Source organism: Microbulbifer mixtoriginis (SeqCode) (assembly GCF_052467235.1).
Map to the genome: position 1 here is coordinate 348,635 of NZ_CP174305.1, position 15,494 is coordinate 364,128.

Annotated in this window: 15 protein-coding genes and 1 pseudogene; 7 read left to right on the forward strand and 9 right to left on the reverse strand. The window is 42.7% G+C overall.

Annotation, left to right across the window (positions count from 1 at the left end; genetic code table 11):
• Positions 1–93: 93 nt before the first annotated feature.
• Positions 94–324: pseudogene (locus ACJJIO_RS01415) on the forward strand (IS481 family transposase); the annotation flags it as partial.
• Between the two features lie 94 nt (positions 325–418).
• Here ACJJIO_RS01415 and ACJJIO_RS01420 read toward each other — a convergent pair.
• The 8 genes from ACJJIO_RS01420 to ACJJIO_RS01455 form a co-directional block, all read right to left on the reverse strand.
• Positions 419–1,165: a hypothetical protein gene (locus ACJJIO_RS01420; protein ID WP_444909920.1), complete on the reverse strand. Its 747-nt coding sequence runs from the start codon at positions 1,163–1,165 to the stop codon at positions 419–421.
• Between the two features lie 512 nt (positions 1,166–1,677).
• Positions 1,678–1,983: a hypothetical protein gene (locus tag ACJJIO_RS01425; RefSeq protein WP_252085484.1), complete on the reverse strand. Its 306-nt coding sequence runs from the start codon at positions 1,981–1,983 to the stop codon at positions 1,678–1,680.
• The gene (locus ACJJIO_RS01430) at positions 1,976–2,212 is read right to left on the reverse strand and encodes a hypothetical protein (RefSeq protein ID WP_444885327.1); all 237 of its coding nucleotides are present in this window, start codon (positions 2,210–2,212) and stop codon (positions 1,976–1,978) included. The genes ACJJIO_RS01425 and ACJJIO_RS01430 overlap by 8 nt, the downstream gene beginning before the upstream one ends.
• Positions 2,213–2,224: 12 nt before the next feature.
• Positions 2,225–2,476, reverse strand: a complete 252-nt coding sequence (locus ACJJIO_RS01435) for a hypothetical protein (RefSeq protein ID WP_252085482.1) — start codon at positions 2,474–2,476, stop codon at positions 2,225–2,227.
• 4 nt (positions 2,477–2,480) lie between these two features.
• Entirely contained in the window at positions 2,481–2,678 is a 198-nt protein-coding gene (locus ACJJIO_RS01440; RefSeq protein ID WP_152453974.1) for a hypothetical protein, read from the reverse strand.
• Positions 2,679–2,702: 24 nt separating this feature from the next.
• The gene (locus ACJJIO_RS01445; protein WP_444888690.1) at positions 2,703–2,927 is read right to left on the reverse strand and encodes a hypothetical protein; all 225 of its coding nucleotides are present in this window, start codon (positions 2,925–2,927) and stop codon (positions 2,703–2,705) included.
• Between the two features lie 59 nt (positions 2,928–2,986).
• The gene (locus tag ACJJIO_RS01450; RefSeq protein ID WP_152453976.1) at positions 2,987–3,256 is read right to left on the reverse strand and encodes a hypothetical protein; all 270 of its coding nucleotides are present in this window, start codon (positions 3,254–3,256) and stop codon (positions 2,987–2,989) included.
• A 99-nt stretch (positions 3,257–3,355) separates the two neighbouring features.
• The gene (locus tag ACJJIO_RS01455; protein ID WP_252085480.1) at positions 3,356–3,670 is read right to left on the reverse strand and encodes a hypothetical protein; all 315 of its coding nucleotides are present in this window, start codon (positions 3,668–3,670) and stop codon (positions 3,356–3,358) included.
• Positions 3,671–3,819: 149 nt separating this feature from the next.
• Here ACJJIO_RS01455 and ACJJIO_RS01460 point away from each other — a divergent pair, with 149 nt between their 5' ends.
• The 5 genes from ACJJIO_RS01460 to ACJJIO_RS01480 all read left to right on the forward strand — a co-directional run bounded on the left by ACJJIO_RS01460 (position 3,820) and on the right by ACJJIO_RS01480 (position 11,196).
• Positions 3,820–5,286 carry an MltF family protein gene (locus ACJJIO_RS01460; protein WP_444909921.1) on the forward strand — a complete coding sequence of 489 codons (1,467 nt, stop codon included), beginning with the start codon at positions 3,820–3,822 and terminating at the stop codon, positions 5,284–5,286.
• Positions 5,287–5,314: 28 nt separating this feature from the next.
• Positions 5,315–5,731 (forward strand): DUF805 domain-containing protein, encoded by a 417-nt coding sequence (locus tag ACJJIO_RS01465; RefSeq protein WP_444909922.1) that lies wholly within the window; start codon positions 5,315–5,317, stop codon positions 5,729–5,731.
• 1,166 nt (positions 5,732–6,897) lie between these two features.
• Entirely contained in the window at positions 6,898–7,299 is a 402-nt protein-coding gene (locus ACJJIO_RS01470; protein WP_444885330.1) for a hypothetical protein, read from the forward strand.
• Between the two features lie 1,069 nt (positions 7,300–8,368).
• Positions 8,369–9,430, forward strand: a complete 1,062-nt coding sequence (locus ACJJIO_RS01475; protein WP_444909923.1) for a PQQ-dependent sugar dehydrogenase — start codon at positions 8,369–8,371, stop codon at positions 9,428–9,430.
• Between the two features lie 110 nt (positions 9,431–9,540).
• Positions 9,541–11,196, forward strand: a complete 1,656-nt coding sequence (locus ACJJIO_RS01480; protein ID WP_444909924.1) for an amidohydrolase — start codon at positions 9,541–9,543, stop codon at positions 11,194–11,196.
• 360 nt (positions 11,197–11,556) lie between these two features.
• Here ACJJIO_RS01480 and ACJJIO_RS01485 read toward each other — a convergent pair whose 3' ends face one another.
• Entirely contained in the window at positions 11,557–13,473 is a 1,917-nt protein-coding gene (locus ACJJIO_RS01485) for a phosphatidylinositol-specific phospholipase C domain-containing protein (RefSeq protein WP_444909925.1), read from the reverse strand.
• Between the two features lie 1,331 nt (positions 13,474–14,804).
• Between ACJJIO_RS01485 and ybiA the strand changes: the two genes are divergently transcribed.
• Positions 14,805–15,362: a riboflavin biosynthesis intermediates N-glycosidase gene (gene ybiA / locus ACJJIO_RS01490; protein WP_444909926.1), complete on the forward strand. Its 558-nt coding sequence runs from the start codon at positions 14,805–14,807 to the stop codon at positions 15,360–15,362.
• Positions 15,363–15,494: the final 132 nt, after the last annotated feature.

The window sequence follows — 15,494 nt, forward strand, 5'->3', positions numbered from 1 at the left end:
TAATAAGAAGAGCTCAGATAGCTGTTGCCAGCATCCCCTCCTGTGTGGGCATTTCTGCCAGTAAGCGGACGGCCTCAAAATCCTGGTCGACCAACAGCTGGCCATCGTGAGCGCTTCCATAAAACTATATTATAAGAGTTTTACCAACCATCGTTGCGACGAAAGAACTATGGATCAATAGAAGACCTACAAAAGGATCTAGACGAATGGCTCGTATATTACAGTAATGATCGAACTCATCAGGGTAAAAAGTGTTGTGGTCGCACACCGATAGCAACCTTTGAAGAGGGTAAAAGTATCTGGAAGGAGGAGCTCGTAAACTGAATTTGACCTGACAGAGCACCTTCTGAAAAACCGGTGACTGTCAGATCAAGTCTGAACTACAACAGATTAATAATTTGATATGTTTATTTATCTGTCAATTTTGAGCGTTACCGTTACCGTTACCGCCACGAGGAGGTTCTGAAATTTCAAGTACCGTCCAATTTTTTGCTAGGAGTTGACCTTGTAAAGTTTCATTCTCATTTCTGACGTAGGCAGCGGGCCCAAACCTTAGATGGTCGGGTCCAACTGGATAAGCTATGAGTGCCCCCGTGTTAGCATAGGTGCTTAAAGAAGTGGCCATTTGGTTGTTTATCAATGGCGCATTTCCATTTTGTCCATATCTAGGATCATAACGCCTTCCTTGTTCTGCAGAAAAACGATAGGGCTGAGCATCAGTATTTAGACGATAGCCTTGATCAGCAAGCTCGGCGCTAATTGCACCTCTCAAAGAGGGGTCGTATGTAAGTAGGTTTTGATCACCAATTAATGATAATTGTTTCTGGGCCCCACCATTGGAATAGAGCCTATCATTAACTTCAATAGGTTCTTCAACTGCTATCATCGTGTCGGGAATATTTAAAATTGCAGTTGCAGTATTTTTTGCAGCTGCTCTTATATCCTGAGATTGTGCGCCATGCCTTTCTCCCATTATAAGAAGTGCACACATGTCTCCTTCATGATACATAAGTATCGGAGGTGGCATTTGAAAGTCGGCTCCAGTGTCCGGTATTTGTGCGAAAGCATCGCTCATTGTGGCGACCACATAAATATTGTACTGATCTATTGCACTCCAAATTGCGCGAGCATTAGGTAATTGGCTAAGTTGTGTTACTGGCATCATTAATTCCTATCTTAAAAAATTACAGAGTGTTCAATAAGCTACATTGACATAGCTAACAGAAGTCTAGGGCTAACTAGAAAGGTTTTTTGTCTTTATGTTTCTCCTTTTTGTATACTCTTGGCATTTACTTTGTATCTTAATCCTTAGCTTGATTACATATACATTTATTTCATGGTGAATAGATCAAGCATTGGAGAAGCCGTTAACGATCGGCGTAGAAAAAAAGATTAACCAAGCCATCTATCCAATCAATCGCCGCCATCTAAATTTCTGGAAATTTTTTCTAGAGAACTATAATTATCTCAATATATAAAAATTTAGTTTCTTGTAAGCGACCTTAAATCACAGCCAAATGGCCGAAATGAAATGGCTGGAAGCGGCCGATAAAAACCGCAAAATCATAATCTGGCTGCATTGCAGCAAGCTCCTGCTGCATTTTCTCTCCCCGGTCTCTCCAGGAAACCCCAGGAGTTATTGCCCTCTAGTCACTAAAGGTCAAATAGAGCGCTATATTAACTTTTATCACTCTTTTGATGGACCATTTCAAGAGCATACTGATAAGCTTCTCTGACATCGTCTTTTAGTGAGTTGACACCTATACCACTTAATACTTCCTTATAGCTGGTATTGGATGGATTCTGAAGCCACTTCATCATCACACTATTTTTTAACATGATATTGCTAAGTCTTTCATCCCTTAACGAGTCAGATTTTCCTTGTAAAATGTGAATTCCTTGTAGCTCTACCGCGTTTCTCACAATTTGCTTGGAAATATTACTCACATCCGGCTGAAAAGTATTTTTAGTCTGATTACTCATTATCTTCTCCTTGCCCCTTTATTTGGTCATCCATCTCAAAGCCTGTAGTTGATATATCCGAAAAGGATTTTGTCAATGCATCGTTAACTTCTCGGCAGATAGCCATGATTGACTGCTGTAGTTCTTCACCCAAGTCAACATCAGTGCCTTGACTGCTAATCAGTTTATCCAGCTGCTCTTCAAAATCCGGAGGGAGGTAACTTTCTCTTGTAGGTTTTGTATTAGGCATAAGTTGAAATCCTTAACGCATGAACATCGAAAGCAACAGCATCAAGAAACTCTGAATCACAGCCACGATCAACTGTATATGTGCAACGATGATTATCAGCAGGAAGATGAGGTTGAATGGTTGGGTCAACCATTTCTGAAAAGCTTTCCCGGCAACTGTAGAGGTTTGCAAGGCTGTATCCCTTACATGATCGGCTGCACTTTGAACCAAAAAAGAGGAAGACATACGCTTCCCTTCTTTTGCCGCCCCCCCCTCGTCTTTCATAAAATTACAAATCAACTATTTTATTTAGCTGTTTAGTCATCAACAACATACGCTGGTTGCGCGCATTAACTTGATCTTGCAGCGTAGTTTCCACAGCGCTATTGATGGAACGCTGCAAGTAAGCACTAGACATCACATCAATCAGCCTCCCCTTCCCTGCGGAGAGCTCCCTAAGCGTTGGTGTATCATCGTCCTTTGCCATCTGTTCATCCTTTCAGACAGTAAATTAGAAGGTATCTTTAAATGTGCGCGCCCCAACTGCCGACATTTGCAGGATTGAATTTGCTGTTGCCTGCATTTGAGTTGCGCCGGTATGGGTAAATTCACGTACTTGTAGTTTAGATAGTGCAGACAAATCGCGCAGACCATCTAGATGAAGGCTAAGTGCTGAAGAAGTTGCCATCTGATCAACCACTTTAGTCGCCAGGCGATCTCGGAAAGTATCTCTCATAACTTGCTCCTTTTATTAAGGGGTAGCGATAAACCGCTACCCCTTGAAGGTCAAAAACCTTACTTACCGCCATCCATGATGTAATTTACGGCCTTTGCACCTGCCGCCGCCATTTGCGTCATAGCATTGGAGGTTGCTTGCATTTGTGTTGCACCTGTGTGAGTAAACTCACGAACCTGCAGCTTGGAGAGCGCAGACAGGTCACGTAGACCATCCAGATTCAGGCTTTGTGCTGAAGAACTGGTTGTCTGGTCAGAGACTTTAGGGTCAACACGATCGCGATAAGGGGAAGGTTGAATACCGTCTACAGTATTGGTTTCATCAGACATAATTTTTTCCTTTCAATCAGTTAATTAATCAACCCAGTTATTGGGCTATATCACTGTACGGAAAATCCCAATCACTGATAATCGGGAAACTTTTCTCCATCAGCGATTAGATAGCTGTGCAGTATCTTTCTGCCCCTCCCCTTTACTACCATTACCCAAAATAGCATTTACCGCAGTGGCGCCAGCCGCAGCCATTTGTGTCATGGCATTGGATGTGGCCTGCATCTGGGTAGAACTGGTATGAGTAAATTCACGTACCTGTAATTTGGAAAGTGCAGACAGATCGCGCAATCCATCTAGATTTAGGCTTTTCGCAGCACTTGAAGTGGTTTCATCAGATACTTTGGGGTCGAGCCGATCCCGGTAAGGCGAGGGATCAATTCCTTCCAAGTTGCTATCAGTTTCATCAGACATGTTTTTTCCTTCTCTTAGAGGGTTGCTAGGTATGTAGCCCGATCACTCTAAACCGCGATTTATAACCAGTTAATCGGGAATTGCTTCCTCCTTTTGGCTTAGCGAGACATCGATAGGCTCCAAGATTTAAACCAAGTCAAGGAGCTATCATGAAGTCATTCAATAAAAGTTGGATTTTCCTTCTCTCAGCAATGATCCTCTCAGGAGTCATTATCTATGCCTGCAAGATCCCGAAGAATCGACTCAACAGTATCCTAGCAATAGATACGTTAACTGTCGCCACACGAATGGATGGGGTGGGCTGTTATTATCATCGTGGTCAGCCTGCCGGGCTGGAATGCGATTTACTACAAGCCTATGCAGAGCACCTGGGCGTAAATATTGAATTCAAAAAAGTGTCATCGATTAAAAAAATTTTAACTTTAGTGAAAGAAGGAAACGTAGATATAGCAGCTGCAGATCTTACTCACACCCGCAAACGGGAAAAACAAATAACGTTTAGTCACACATTATTTGAAACACGGGAGGTACTCGTACAGCGCAAAAAAAAAGCTTTAGCAGTATTCAAGGATCTAAAAGGAAAAACACTCACTATTCATCAAGATAGCGCCTATCTTGAAGAAATAGAGGAGAAAGCCCTATCTCAAGAAATTCCCCTGACCTATCCCGGAAACGCAAAAAACATGACAGCAATCAGAATTGGTTTTGCGGATAAAGCAGTATCAATTCTTGAACTCATTGATGCCGTTAGCATGGGGGAAATAGATTTCACTATCGCCGATGAACATATCGTGAATGGAAGTAATGGTTACAGAAATAACTTAGATACCTCGCTGGTATTTGGGGAAAATCGAAAGGTTGCTTTTGCTTTAACTAAGGATAATGATACCTCTCTCCTCGACGACCTCAACAGTTGGCTGGAAAGTGCTGAGGCCCAGACAATACTCCAGAAATTTCTGAGCCAACCGAACAAGCTAAGAATAGGCTACCAACAAGAATATATCCTACCCAACAGCACGCTAAGTCCCTGGGACAAGCTCTTTAAACGCTATGCAATTGAACCTTTCGATTGGGTATGGCTCGCCGCACAAGCATCTACAGAATCCAACTTTAGGCCTAATGCCATATCCCGCGCCGGGGCACAGGGGCTAATGCAGTTAATGCCTGAAACTGCCAATGAAATGGGAGTAAAGGATAACTTTAACCCGGCACAAAATATCCAAGGTGGCTCCAAGTACAATCTGAATCAATATCAACGTTGGATGAATTTACCGAAACGGGATGCCATGGCCTTTACTTTTGCTTCCTATAACGCAGGTGCAGGACACGTCTTAGATGCCCGCCGACTAGCACTGCAGGATGGGGCGAACCCTAACCAATGGTTCTCAACCAGCAACAGCAAAGGAGTTGAAGATTACATCGTACTCTTGCAAAAAGCAGAGTTCTACAATAGTCCAGAGGTAAAATATGGCTATTGCCGCGGCACGGAAACCCGCCATTATGTGCGCAAAATATTTCAGAGAGAAGCTGTTTATCGATCCCAACTTGAGAGCCTTAAGAAAAACAGTGAAGCAATTCCCGATGATAATACATCACCTCGGAACCACACCATATAAGCTCTGACAATCAGATGAGGAAATGCTCATGAGGGATCAAGACTATCTGGATTTTTATTTCAACTTTGATGGTAACGTAACGCGGCGACAGTTCTGGCTGCTTTTTATAATACCGGTGCTCTGCATTCAGTTTATTACTGGGCTAATATTGGAATATGGCAATTTTAATTTTAGCGATGGAATTTGGAAAACTGCAGAAATATTTATGGCGGTAGTCAGTGTCCCGGTTCAGCTAAGCATAATCTGGGTTTCGCTAACAGTATGCAGCAAACGCCTTCGCAGTTCTGGGCTACCCCGTCGTATGTTGATCGTTGCCATACCAGGCATTGGAGCAATATGGGTTTGCGCAGAGTTATTTTTTGCCCCCAATGCAGCCAAGAATTTAAACAGCGAAAAATTGCTAGAACCTGAAGACACCTTGTACAACAGACCTGACACTCAGTAGGAAAATAGCGCCTGGCCATCCGCTGGGCGCACTTACATCAAACATTACCATACAGTGCGATCTATCATATCCAGACAACCACCCTCCTAATTACAAAATAATTTCAGCCAGTTTAAAAAAATTTATGAAAAACACTGCCCCCTCTAAGAAAAAAACTACAAAATTCTTAGAGCAACAACACCCCACAAGCATTATTACGGTCCTACATGGAGCCAATTTTTAAGATATAAACTCTACACGTCAATGTAATTCACTTACACAGCAAGTGAATTACATCACAATTCAAAAATAAATTTTTAAACCCTTACTTTCTATTTACCTCTTTTAATCAAATAAAGACAAATAGAGCATCCTCATAAGCTGTAAAGTAAAGTCTGTACCGCAAAGAAGATAGGGAGCAAAGAAGCCTCAAACACCTATATAGACTTCTCTTCCCATAGAATGATAGAAGGGCGTGAGGCATGTGTATTCAACTCTTGAATGCCACCCCTCACCCAATAAACTAACAACTATTCTCTAAAGTGAACATTCTCTTTCATCTTTTAGAATCGTCCTACTTATAAATCACAGCTAAAGAGCATAAAGCACCAAAGGATTGACTCCTAGGAGTATGGGCAAACATTACTCCTCTGATAGCTGCATCAACTTGATTTAAAGCGGCTACTAACTTTTATCAGCTCCTCTCCCAGACAATTATTTCAAGAGGGCTTGCTTCATAGAACGCCCCTTAAAAGAAGAAAAGTTCAAGTAGAGATCAACCAATGATTAATTCTACCCAACCAAGAAGCATTAAATCATTGACATTTATTGAAAATGTCAACATTCATCATTAACTACGAGCCACCATAGAACGATGAATTAAAGTATTTGGCTATCGGCTAGCAGGTCAATACCTTTGAGCCCACATATATTTCCTAAATATCTACAAAGATCAAAAAATCAAAATTCAACCCTGGATACTGCAAACTCCGGTGTTACTTTTCCCCACAACTTGTAAATACTACCTTTCCTTTCATCATAAAATCTTTTTTCACTTTCATCCATTCCTAAAAAAATCAAAAGAGCACAAAGCCACACCATAACGCACTGGGAACCATTTCACTCTACGCCAGGGTATATCGTTAATCGTACTCTCGTTGCATGTTATATCTGACAAGGATGACAAGATGCAGCAAGGGAACCAAAACCGCTTTTATAGTGTGGAGATTGATCACAAGAAGCTACCAGATCTGATGCAAGAGCTTATCGAGCTAATTGGCTATAGCGATATGCTTATACTGATAGCTTCTTTTGGAGGGCAGGATGTTTATATCCCTAAATATCCAGAGAGAAGCAAGCTGATAGATATACTACCCATCCAATCCTTGCAAACCCTTAGTGACATCTATGGCGGTACCTATCTCACCTTACCCACATCACGACAAATCGACATTCAGGCACGTAATCGTGAGATTTTACAAGCTTTGCACTTTGGTGAATCTCGATCAGCAGTTGCCAAAAGGTTCGGGCTTGGGGTAAGGCAAGTGGCAAATATAAAAGCAACTGCTAAACACAACAATCGCCACTAAGACAAAAGTATTAAAATAGTTTTGTTTGAAATAAAAATATAAAGAGCTGCTTAACACGTTATTTCTATCTCAGCAAATAACAACCCGAACCAGTAGATATGGCTTATTATCCTGCGTAAAACTAAATTATTAGTCGCCTGAGTAACAGCTATTCACCAATGAAAGGAAAAGCAACTGGCTTTCTTTAACTCCAGCCTGTGCCGGTAGCCATTTCTCCCTGGTTGATACATGGAGTACATGTATGCTTGCTTTCAAAAAGAAGGGAGTTAACTTCTTTGTTTAGCCTCAATGAGGCTGGGGTAGAATCCGCTGAAACATCAGATTTTCTTGAGAAGAACTCTTTAAGAGTTGCTATAGCCTGCTTGACTATTAAGGACTGTCAATGTAGATCTTAAACCCTAAAATGAAGGCCATAGCATTAACATAGGTATTACATACCACGCTCAATTAAAATACCACTTAACCATAAACAGAGGATTTTGTTTGACCGTATTGATAACCAGAAAAATCAGCCCCGCTGAACAATAAAGTCTATAAATTCCAATTACACCCCCTAAAACAACTACCTCCCTTTGCTGGTTTTTCACCAAAAGAGCTGCTATCCCCCCCCGTTATCTGCTATTCATTGACACCCATCTACTGCCACAAGTCAAAAGTATTTTGGCGCCACATCAACTAATTTCACTACCATTATCACAATCTCGATATAAGTAGAAAGTGGAAAAACCTAAAAAATTTTGGGTAAACTATTCTCCTACTACTTTTAGCTGATAGGCTGAAACGGTTGATTATTTTACTATTGAATTTTTACAAAATAAAAAATAGTTCAGTATAGACTAGGTACCACTAAGAAAGAGACTCTTCATGCAATGCGTAGTGCTCATTGCACTGGGCAAATCGATATTGTTGTCAATAGCCCTATTGTTATACTGTTCGGCACACCCACCTACCCCAGGGGTCGCCTAAAGTGAGAAGGATTTCTTTTTATACAACATTATTAGCGTTCACTTGCACAATCATCTCTGGTGCAAGCTCTGCTGATACTTTTCTTTCCCGGGGCGCGATCCCCGTGATAGACAAAATTAAGATTAGTAAGGTGACAGGCCCTATTCCATATCCATGGGGTATAGCCTTGCTCCCTGATGGCACTCTAATCATCACTCAGCGAGATGGTAAGTTACGCACCATAAGCAACAATACCCTTTCCGAAGCTATTGATTTTCCAGCACAGGTTTTCTTTGAGGGGCAAGGAGGGCTTCTGGATGTAATTGCCAGCCCAGACTTTGACAAAGACCAGCTACTTTATTTCAGTTACGCTAGTGGCAATACCGAAAGTAACCGCCTAACTATTGGTAGGGGAAAGTGGCAAAGTGGCCAGCTGGTGGACTTTCAAGAGATATTCAAGGCAGCTCAGGGTAAAAAGAATAGCGCACATTTTGGTTCGAGATTTGCCTTTCTACCTGACGGTACCCTCCTGGCCAGTATTGGGGACGGCGGCAATCCCCCACAGGATTTTCTCGACATCTTTGCCCGTGAGCAGGGACAAAATCTACAAACACACTTTGGCTCAATAATCCGTATTGGCCCTGATGGCTCAGTACCTGATGACAACCCCTTTGTAAATACCAAAGGCGCCCTCCCAGAGATTTGGAGTTTTGGCCACCGCAACCCTCAGGGGCTTGCTATCGACCCTGAAAGCCAGGTTATCTGGTCCTCAGAGCACGGTCCTGCAGCTGGAGACGAATTAAACCAGGTCCAAAAGGGCGCTAACTACGGTTGGCCTAGAGTGACCTTTGGTAGGGATTATCGGGATGGATCCAATATCTCTTTCAAAATTGCCAGCCCGGAATTTACCTCTCCGTTCCTTGCCTGGATTGATACCCATGCCCCCGGCGGCCTCACCATTTATACCGGCACAGCATTTCCACAGTGGCGTGGTCACCTCCTTTCCGCTGGTTTGGTCACCCAAGACCTGAGGGTAATCAATCCGCAAGGGGATCCGCTGAATATTGAGAAAAGAATTCTCATCGGTGAGCGGGTTCGAGACGCTGAAATCGGAGCAGACGGCAATCTCTACATCATCACCGATGGACCCCAGGGCCATTTACTTCGTATAGAACCCGATCAGTAAGAAGCCCCCTACTCCCACACTCATTAACCCAGTAGCCATTTAATCTACTTTTCAGGGGGCATGAAGCCACCATAGAATGGCCAATAACGAAAACAACAAGGCATTCCAATATGCGTCTAGCCCAAACTTTGGCGGCGACACTACTTGCCGCCACTTCTATCAGCTCCCAGGCAGTGACACTCATCCATAACTTTTCAGGATACCAAACCACAGATAAAACGTTAATTCAGTTCAATGCCATGGCCTTCGACCAGGGCAAGGTGCTGGAGACTGGTAATTTTACTGAGCTGGATGAAAAGTATTCAGATGCTGAACGGATAGATGCCAAGGGCAAGACCTTATTGCCCGGCCTGATTGATGCTCACGGACATATGCTGGGCCTTGGGCAACTTAATGAATTACTGGATCTGCGCGACCACTCTCTGGAGGATTCCCTTGCGGCGATAAAACACCAAGCCGAGAGACTGGAACCAGGCCAGTGGCTGCTTGGCCGCGGTTGGAACCAAGTCACCTGGCCCGGTAAACAATTCCCCAGTCGAGAGCAACTGGACGCTCTGGAGATTGATCATCCCATCTGGTTGCGGCGGGTAGATGGCCACGCAGGCTGGGCAAACTCCAAAGCCCTGCATCTTGCTGGTATCGATAAGAGCACTCAGGCCCCTGAGGGCGGAGAGATTCTGCGGGATAGCGAAGGGGAACCCACTGGGATCTTAATTGACAACGCCATGAGCCTGCTACAACAGGCAGTACCTTCCCCCACCCTAGCCCAGGAAAAAAAGTCCCTGCAAAACGCCTTTACTACGGCGCTTTCTCTGGGATTGACCAGTGTGCACGATGCGGGTATCAACGAACAAACCCTCACTGCCTACCGAGAATTGACCAAGGAAAACGCCATACCTATGCGGGTTTATCCAATGTTATCGGTGGACAGCCACAACTATGTTAAGTTGCTGAAGGCTGGCCATATCGGCAGCCCAGAAACGCGACTCTATATGCGCAGCATTAAATTATCTGCCGATGGTGCCCTGGGCAGCCGTGGCGCAGCGCTTCTGGAACCCTATCACGACCGCCCACAGGAGAAGGGGTTGCTACTCTACCCAGAGAGCAAAATGTTATCGCTACTGAAACTGGCCACGGATAACAACTTCCAGGTGAACGTACATGCGATTGGCGATAGAGCCAATCATATCGTACTCAACCATCTTGAGGCCCTGGATAAAAAGAAAAGCCAGCAAGAGTATCGCCACCGCGTAGAACACGCACAGGTTATAGAGGTAAAGGATATTCCCCGCTTCGCACAGCTCAACCTGATTGCCTCCATGCAGCCCACCCACGCCACCAGCGACAAAAATATGGCGGGTGACCGCCTTGGTGATAAACGCCTGATCGGCGCCTACGCCTGGCAAACACTTCTCAACCAGGGCACACCAATAGCCGCTGGCTCCGACTTCCCGGTTGAACCCGCCAACCCTTTGTTTGGCCTTCATGCCGCAGCCACCCGCCGCGACCGCCGGGGTTACCCTAGCAAAGGCTGGCGCACCGAAGAAGCAATGACGCTGGAGCAAGCCCTACGCGCATTTACCCTGGATGCAGCCTATGCCGGCCACCAAGAGAAAATGATTGGTAGTCTTGAAGCAGGGAAATTTGCAGACTTTATTTTATTGGATAAAAATATCTTTAAGATTGACCCTCAGGAAATCTGGAAAGTAAAAGTAATGGAGACCTGGGTTGAGGGGAAAAGGGTTTACCAGAATACGTTTTTATAGGTTTGTCTACACTTCTCCTACCCTGAATGGTCAACGAATACCCACTGCAGGATTCGGATCCATAAATTTAAAGGCGCGACTCTACAGATATCGTATTAAAAGGCAGATCTTAGTTCATAGTAAATAGTTACAAGGACTTGCTAGCTCCCTATTTACTTTTTCACAAACAGATCGCTCAGATGGGTCTGAGCGATCGAAGTTGTGCATCGATAAGCTGCAGATTTATCAGCTTTTATCTAAAGCAAGGAAAATATGTCTCAACTTTATAGAAGAAATACTTGCACTAAGATTTATTCGATTAAATTGAAGCAACAAGGATTCTCAATCTTATCATTGCAATTAAGAGCGACTCGTTGTCGATCATTTGGAACAGTTAGATGATCCATCAACTAATATTTTTTTAACTACGCCGCTAGAATCCTCAAATACAAGCTTACAGTTTTCGTCTATACGAAGCGCGGTAACACCTTTACCATGTGTCCCCGACCCCCAAACGGGATGATGGAATCCACCCTCTAATGAACCATAAATTACAAGGTGTCCGTCCCCCTGGAAAACCACCCTTGGAGAGTCATTAGTAGGCCTCCAATTGGGAGAAGTCCATACTCTTTTTTCACACACATAGTAATTCAATGCCCCACCACTAAATTCAAGGCGAGCCTTATTAGTGGCTAGCAGAGTTTCACCATTGTAAAAATTTGTATGTTCTGCTGGCTGGCTATCTGATACTGGCAATTCAGATTGGCCGCAAAAAGCCTGTGTGGTAGTAGTGGTAGTAGTGGTAGTAGTGGTAGTAGTGGTAGTAGTGGTAGTAGTGGTAGTTTGATTGTCCCCCACAGTCAATGCTAACCACACTTTTACCGGTGGACGGTAGGGATCGCTAGGCCCCCTCTCAGAAATGGCAAAACTCTTGATTGCATTATCAAAACCATTCGAAATGGTATTATATGTTCCTCCGTAGAAAAATTGTGGAATCCCACCTTGATCTTCTTCAGTCCATGCTGTTATGTAACAGCAACTCGGAACCACCAGAGAGCTTATTCGGTCATGCCAGTCTTCACTCAAATTTATGGTTTCTCCAAAACTACCCTCAACATTGATGACCTTTGACTCGCCAGTCTTATGCTGGTTGTCATAAACAATCAGAGAAGTACTATCGGGAAACAATTCCGTAATTGCATTTATTAATTGCTGATTTTCATAGGCGTTTCTCGGATACGCAAAGTGATATCCCTCATTAAATTCATTCTGACAGGTCGTCTCGCCTGTATTAAATGTGTTCTCCCCAGCTGTAATCCTCCAGGTATTCCCATCTGTACAAGCAAATCGCGCCTTTTCAGATGTATTACCACTGACATTCCAGCCAGAATTGAGGTAAACACCATCAGAAGCAATAGCCCTCAAGTAACTATCACCAGTTGCATTTCCTCTCATTAGCGGATCCCAACTCCAAACCATTGCGGCAAGGTCATTGTACTCTCCACCAATATGGTCAAGATTAACTAGATTAGCTCGGTTACTTCTGTGAATATTTTGGATTTTATCGAAGTCAAAATCCTTAAAACTCTCCCATGGGTTCTGGGGAGGAATAAAATCATTAGCAATTGATTCTGCACTCCTACCAATATGCCCCAAGCCAGTAAACAGCATGTTATTTAATGTACCGTTAACACTGACATCACGATCTTTATAAATAACCACGCGTTTGCCTTGAGCCAAAACATTTTGCGGAGTTAAATTCTTCGGAATACTACCAATGCCATTGCTTTTATAGACATAATTTCCAATCGTATTGTTAATTGTATCCAACAATTCAGCACTTGCATTATCACTATAACCTACATTATTATTTCTATCCTCCAAGTAGATAATAACAACTTGATTCTTGAAAGACGGGTTATCAAGAAAGTTTTTTACTTCTAATAGGCCATCGCTCAAGCTCTGATCAACAATCCCGCAAACTGCATGGCATAGTCGAATTCCACTCCTTTCATAACTCAAATCAAGTTCAATGAATTGAGCCCCCATTCTCAACTGATCATATATACTGATACCCTGGTTAGGCCATGGGTAATTATGAGAGTAAGTATTGTAAGTATTGTGCGACCCCCAAAAACTTTGCTGCGAAAATGGAGTCCTTAAATTGAAATCTCTTTGTAATCTCAATTTTTTATAAGTATCTGATACTATAAAAGTATCCACATCAATAGGATCATAGAATTCAGCATTTACAGCCAGAGAAAGAGCCAGCAAGGGAAAGTAAATTATTTTTTTCATTTTATTCGGCTTTATATTAATCTAAAAGAAATTTTTATTTCAATCACAAAATATTGTCGCCATTTACAAATACTTTTCAACCATGCCATATAAGAATATGTAAGTTCCTCAAAAAATTCACAACATTAGGTAGCTTATTTACACATTCTCGCCCAGCGTGCTAAAATGCGATGCGAACAACTACCTTAGTTAGCCACCTTGAAAAAATTAATGATGTGTCACGCCACAACATAACAATAAGCGTCAACATTTAACCGCAAGTGACATGCAAGTAAGAAGTGCGATGTAATTATGATGATATCGGACTTAAAATAATGACACGAAAGACCTGAGCTTATTTCCTTTCATCTAACCATGTTGACCTTCAGTGGATCTGAGCGCTCATACTAGCTTTGTGCTGCACTCAAATGGCAAAACAAACTACTAGCCAAGTCAAAAAATTGCCCCTTAGTAACTTTTCCTCTATTTGAGATTCATTTTAGCGATCTATTTTCTAAAAAATATTATTTAAGAGCAAAATTCTTAGTATCAACTTTGATGCGCGACACTACATACGCAGTATTAAATTATCTACCGATGGCGCCCTGGGCAGGCGTGGCGCGGCGCTTCTGGAATACTATCACGACTACTGATAGGAGAAAGGGTTGCAGCTCTACCCAGAGAGAAAACTGTTATCGCTACTAAAGCAGGCCATTGATAACAATTTTCAGGCAAACGAACATGAAATTGGCTGTAGAGCCAACCACATCGTGCTCAGGGTTCTTGAGAGCCTGGATAAAAAGAAAAGTCAGTAAGGATATCGCCAGCGCAGGTAGTTGAGGTGGAGATATTATCCGCTTCCTGCAGCTCCCCCTGATTGCCTCCATACAATAGTAACCCGTCTTGACCACCTGAGTACCCCCACTAGAGACTGGCGTACCATAGAAGTAATGGCTCTGAGGCTTTTTATATGCATTTCCCCTGAATGCAGCCTATGCCAGCCATCAGGAAGAGATCATAGGCGACCTACCGCCCAGAAAATTTGCCAATTTTATCTTTCGAGTTATGAATTGTTGAAATTAACTCACAAGAAATCTGGCAGATATAGGTTTTGCAGACTTGGATTGAAGGAGAGAAAGAATCTCAGCAATAATTATAATTAGCTAAGAGTTATATTCTCTGCATAAATCCCCAGATACTTGTCTAAACTCATACTAAAAGTATGTGATCTGGAGCTCCAGCAGCCCCAATTATATCTATAATGTTCCATTAAAAGTGGATCTATAGCTTTTCAGTAACAAACTCTCCGAACAAAGTGTTTTACACCTAAACAATCTTTAAATGGATGAAAAATGAATATAAGGTCAAGAGATCAACTTATCGACTTCGTAGATAACGGAAATACAGTTAATTATGTCTTTTTTTGGGACCATCAAGAAATAGATAATCAGATCTCAAAGAGCTGTCTTAGCCAGTGGTATGACACCAAATTCGAGGAAGATGGGTATCATTTTATTACCGCTGAGCACTACATGATGTATCACAAGGCCAAACTTTTTAAGGACCATAAAGCCTGTGAAAAGATTCTAACCTCAGATCACCCAGGTAAAGCCAAGGAATTAGGCCGGCAGGTTGTTGGTTTTAACCATGATATCTGGATAAAAAAACGATTTGAGATTGTCGTTAATGGTAACCTTGCTAAGTTTTCCCAAAATAATGACCTGAAGAGATTTCTGCTCAATACAAAGGATAGGATTCTGGTGGAGGCTAGCCCCGTTGATAAAATTTGGGGGGTAGGTCAAGCGCAGGATAGCTCGACAATACAAGACCCAAGAAGCTGGGCAGGCCTTAACCTTATGGGCTTTGCACTTATGGAAGTGAGAGATCAACTGAGCTTTAACCCCTCCTAGGATGAAGCCCTAAGTAGTTTCAACCAATATCGCCAATAAAATATGATCCAACCTTCCCTAAATAGCTTTCACTGAATCAAGTACACACAAAATATTGCACTTGATCAATTTTTTAAAAGCAAAGCAGGCAAT

Bases quoted from the DNA above. Each gene is read 5' to 3' on its own strand.
- ACJJIO_RS01420 (WP_444909920.1), bottom strand. From the start codon at position 1,165: ATGATGCCAGTAACACAACTTAGCCAATTACCTAATGCTCGCGCAATT.
- ACJJIO_RS01425 (WP_252085484.1), bottom strand. From the start codon at position 1,983: ATGAGTAATCAGACTAAAAATACTTTTCAGCCGGATGTGAGTAATATT.
- ACJJIO_RS01430 (WP_444885327.1), bottom strand. From the start codon at position 2,212: ATGCCTAATACAAAACCTACAAGAGAAAGTTACCTCCCTCCGGATTTT.
- ACJJIO_RS01435 (WP_252085482.1), bottom strand. From the start codon at position 2,476: ATGAAAGACGAGGGGGGGGCGGCAAAAGAAGGGAAGCGTATGTCTTCC.
- ACJJIO_RS01440 (WP_152453974.1), bottom strand. From the start codon at position 2,678: ATGGCAAAGGACGATGATACACCAACGCTTAGGGAGCTCTCCGCAGGG.
- ACJJIO_RS01445 (WP_444888690.1), bottom strand. From the start codon at position 2,927: ATGAGAGATACTTTCCGAGATCGCCTGGCGACTAAAGTGGTTGATCAG.
- ACJJIO_RS01450 (WP_152453976.1), bottom strand. From the start codon at position 3,256: ATGTCTGATGAAACCAATACTGTAGACGGTATTCAACCTTCCCCTTAT.
- ACJJIO_RS01455 (WP_252085480.1), bottom strand. From the start codon at position 3,670: ATGTCTGATGAAACTGATAGCAACTTGGAAGGAATTGATCCCTCGCCT.
- ACJJIO_RS01460 (WP_444909921.1), top strand. From the start codon at position 3,820: ATGAAGTCATTCAATAAAAGTTGGATTTTCCTTCTCTCAGCAATGATC.
- ACJJIO_RS01465 (WP_444909922.1), top strand. From the start codon at position 5,315: ATGAGGGATCAAGACTATCTGGATTTTTATTTCAACTTTGATGGTAAC.
- ACJJIO_RS01470 (WP_444885330.1), top strand. From the start codon at position 6,898: ATGCAGCAAGGGAACCAAAACCGCTTTTATAGTGTGGAGATTGATCAC.
- ACJJIO_RS01480 (WP_444909924.1), top strand. From the start codon at position 9,541: ATGCGTCTAGCCCAAACTTTGGCGGCGACACTACTTGCCGCCACTTCT.
- ACJJIO_RS01485 (WP_444909925.1), bottom strand. From the start codon at position 13,473: ATGAAAAAAATAATTTACTTTCCCTTGCTGGCTCTTTCTCTGGCTGTA.
- ybiA (WP_444909926.1), top strand. From the start codon at position 14,805: ATGAATATAAGGTCAAGAGATCAACTTATCGACTTCGTAGATAACGGA.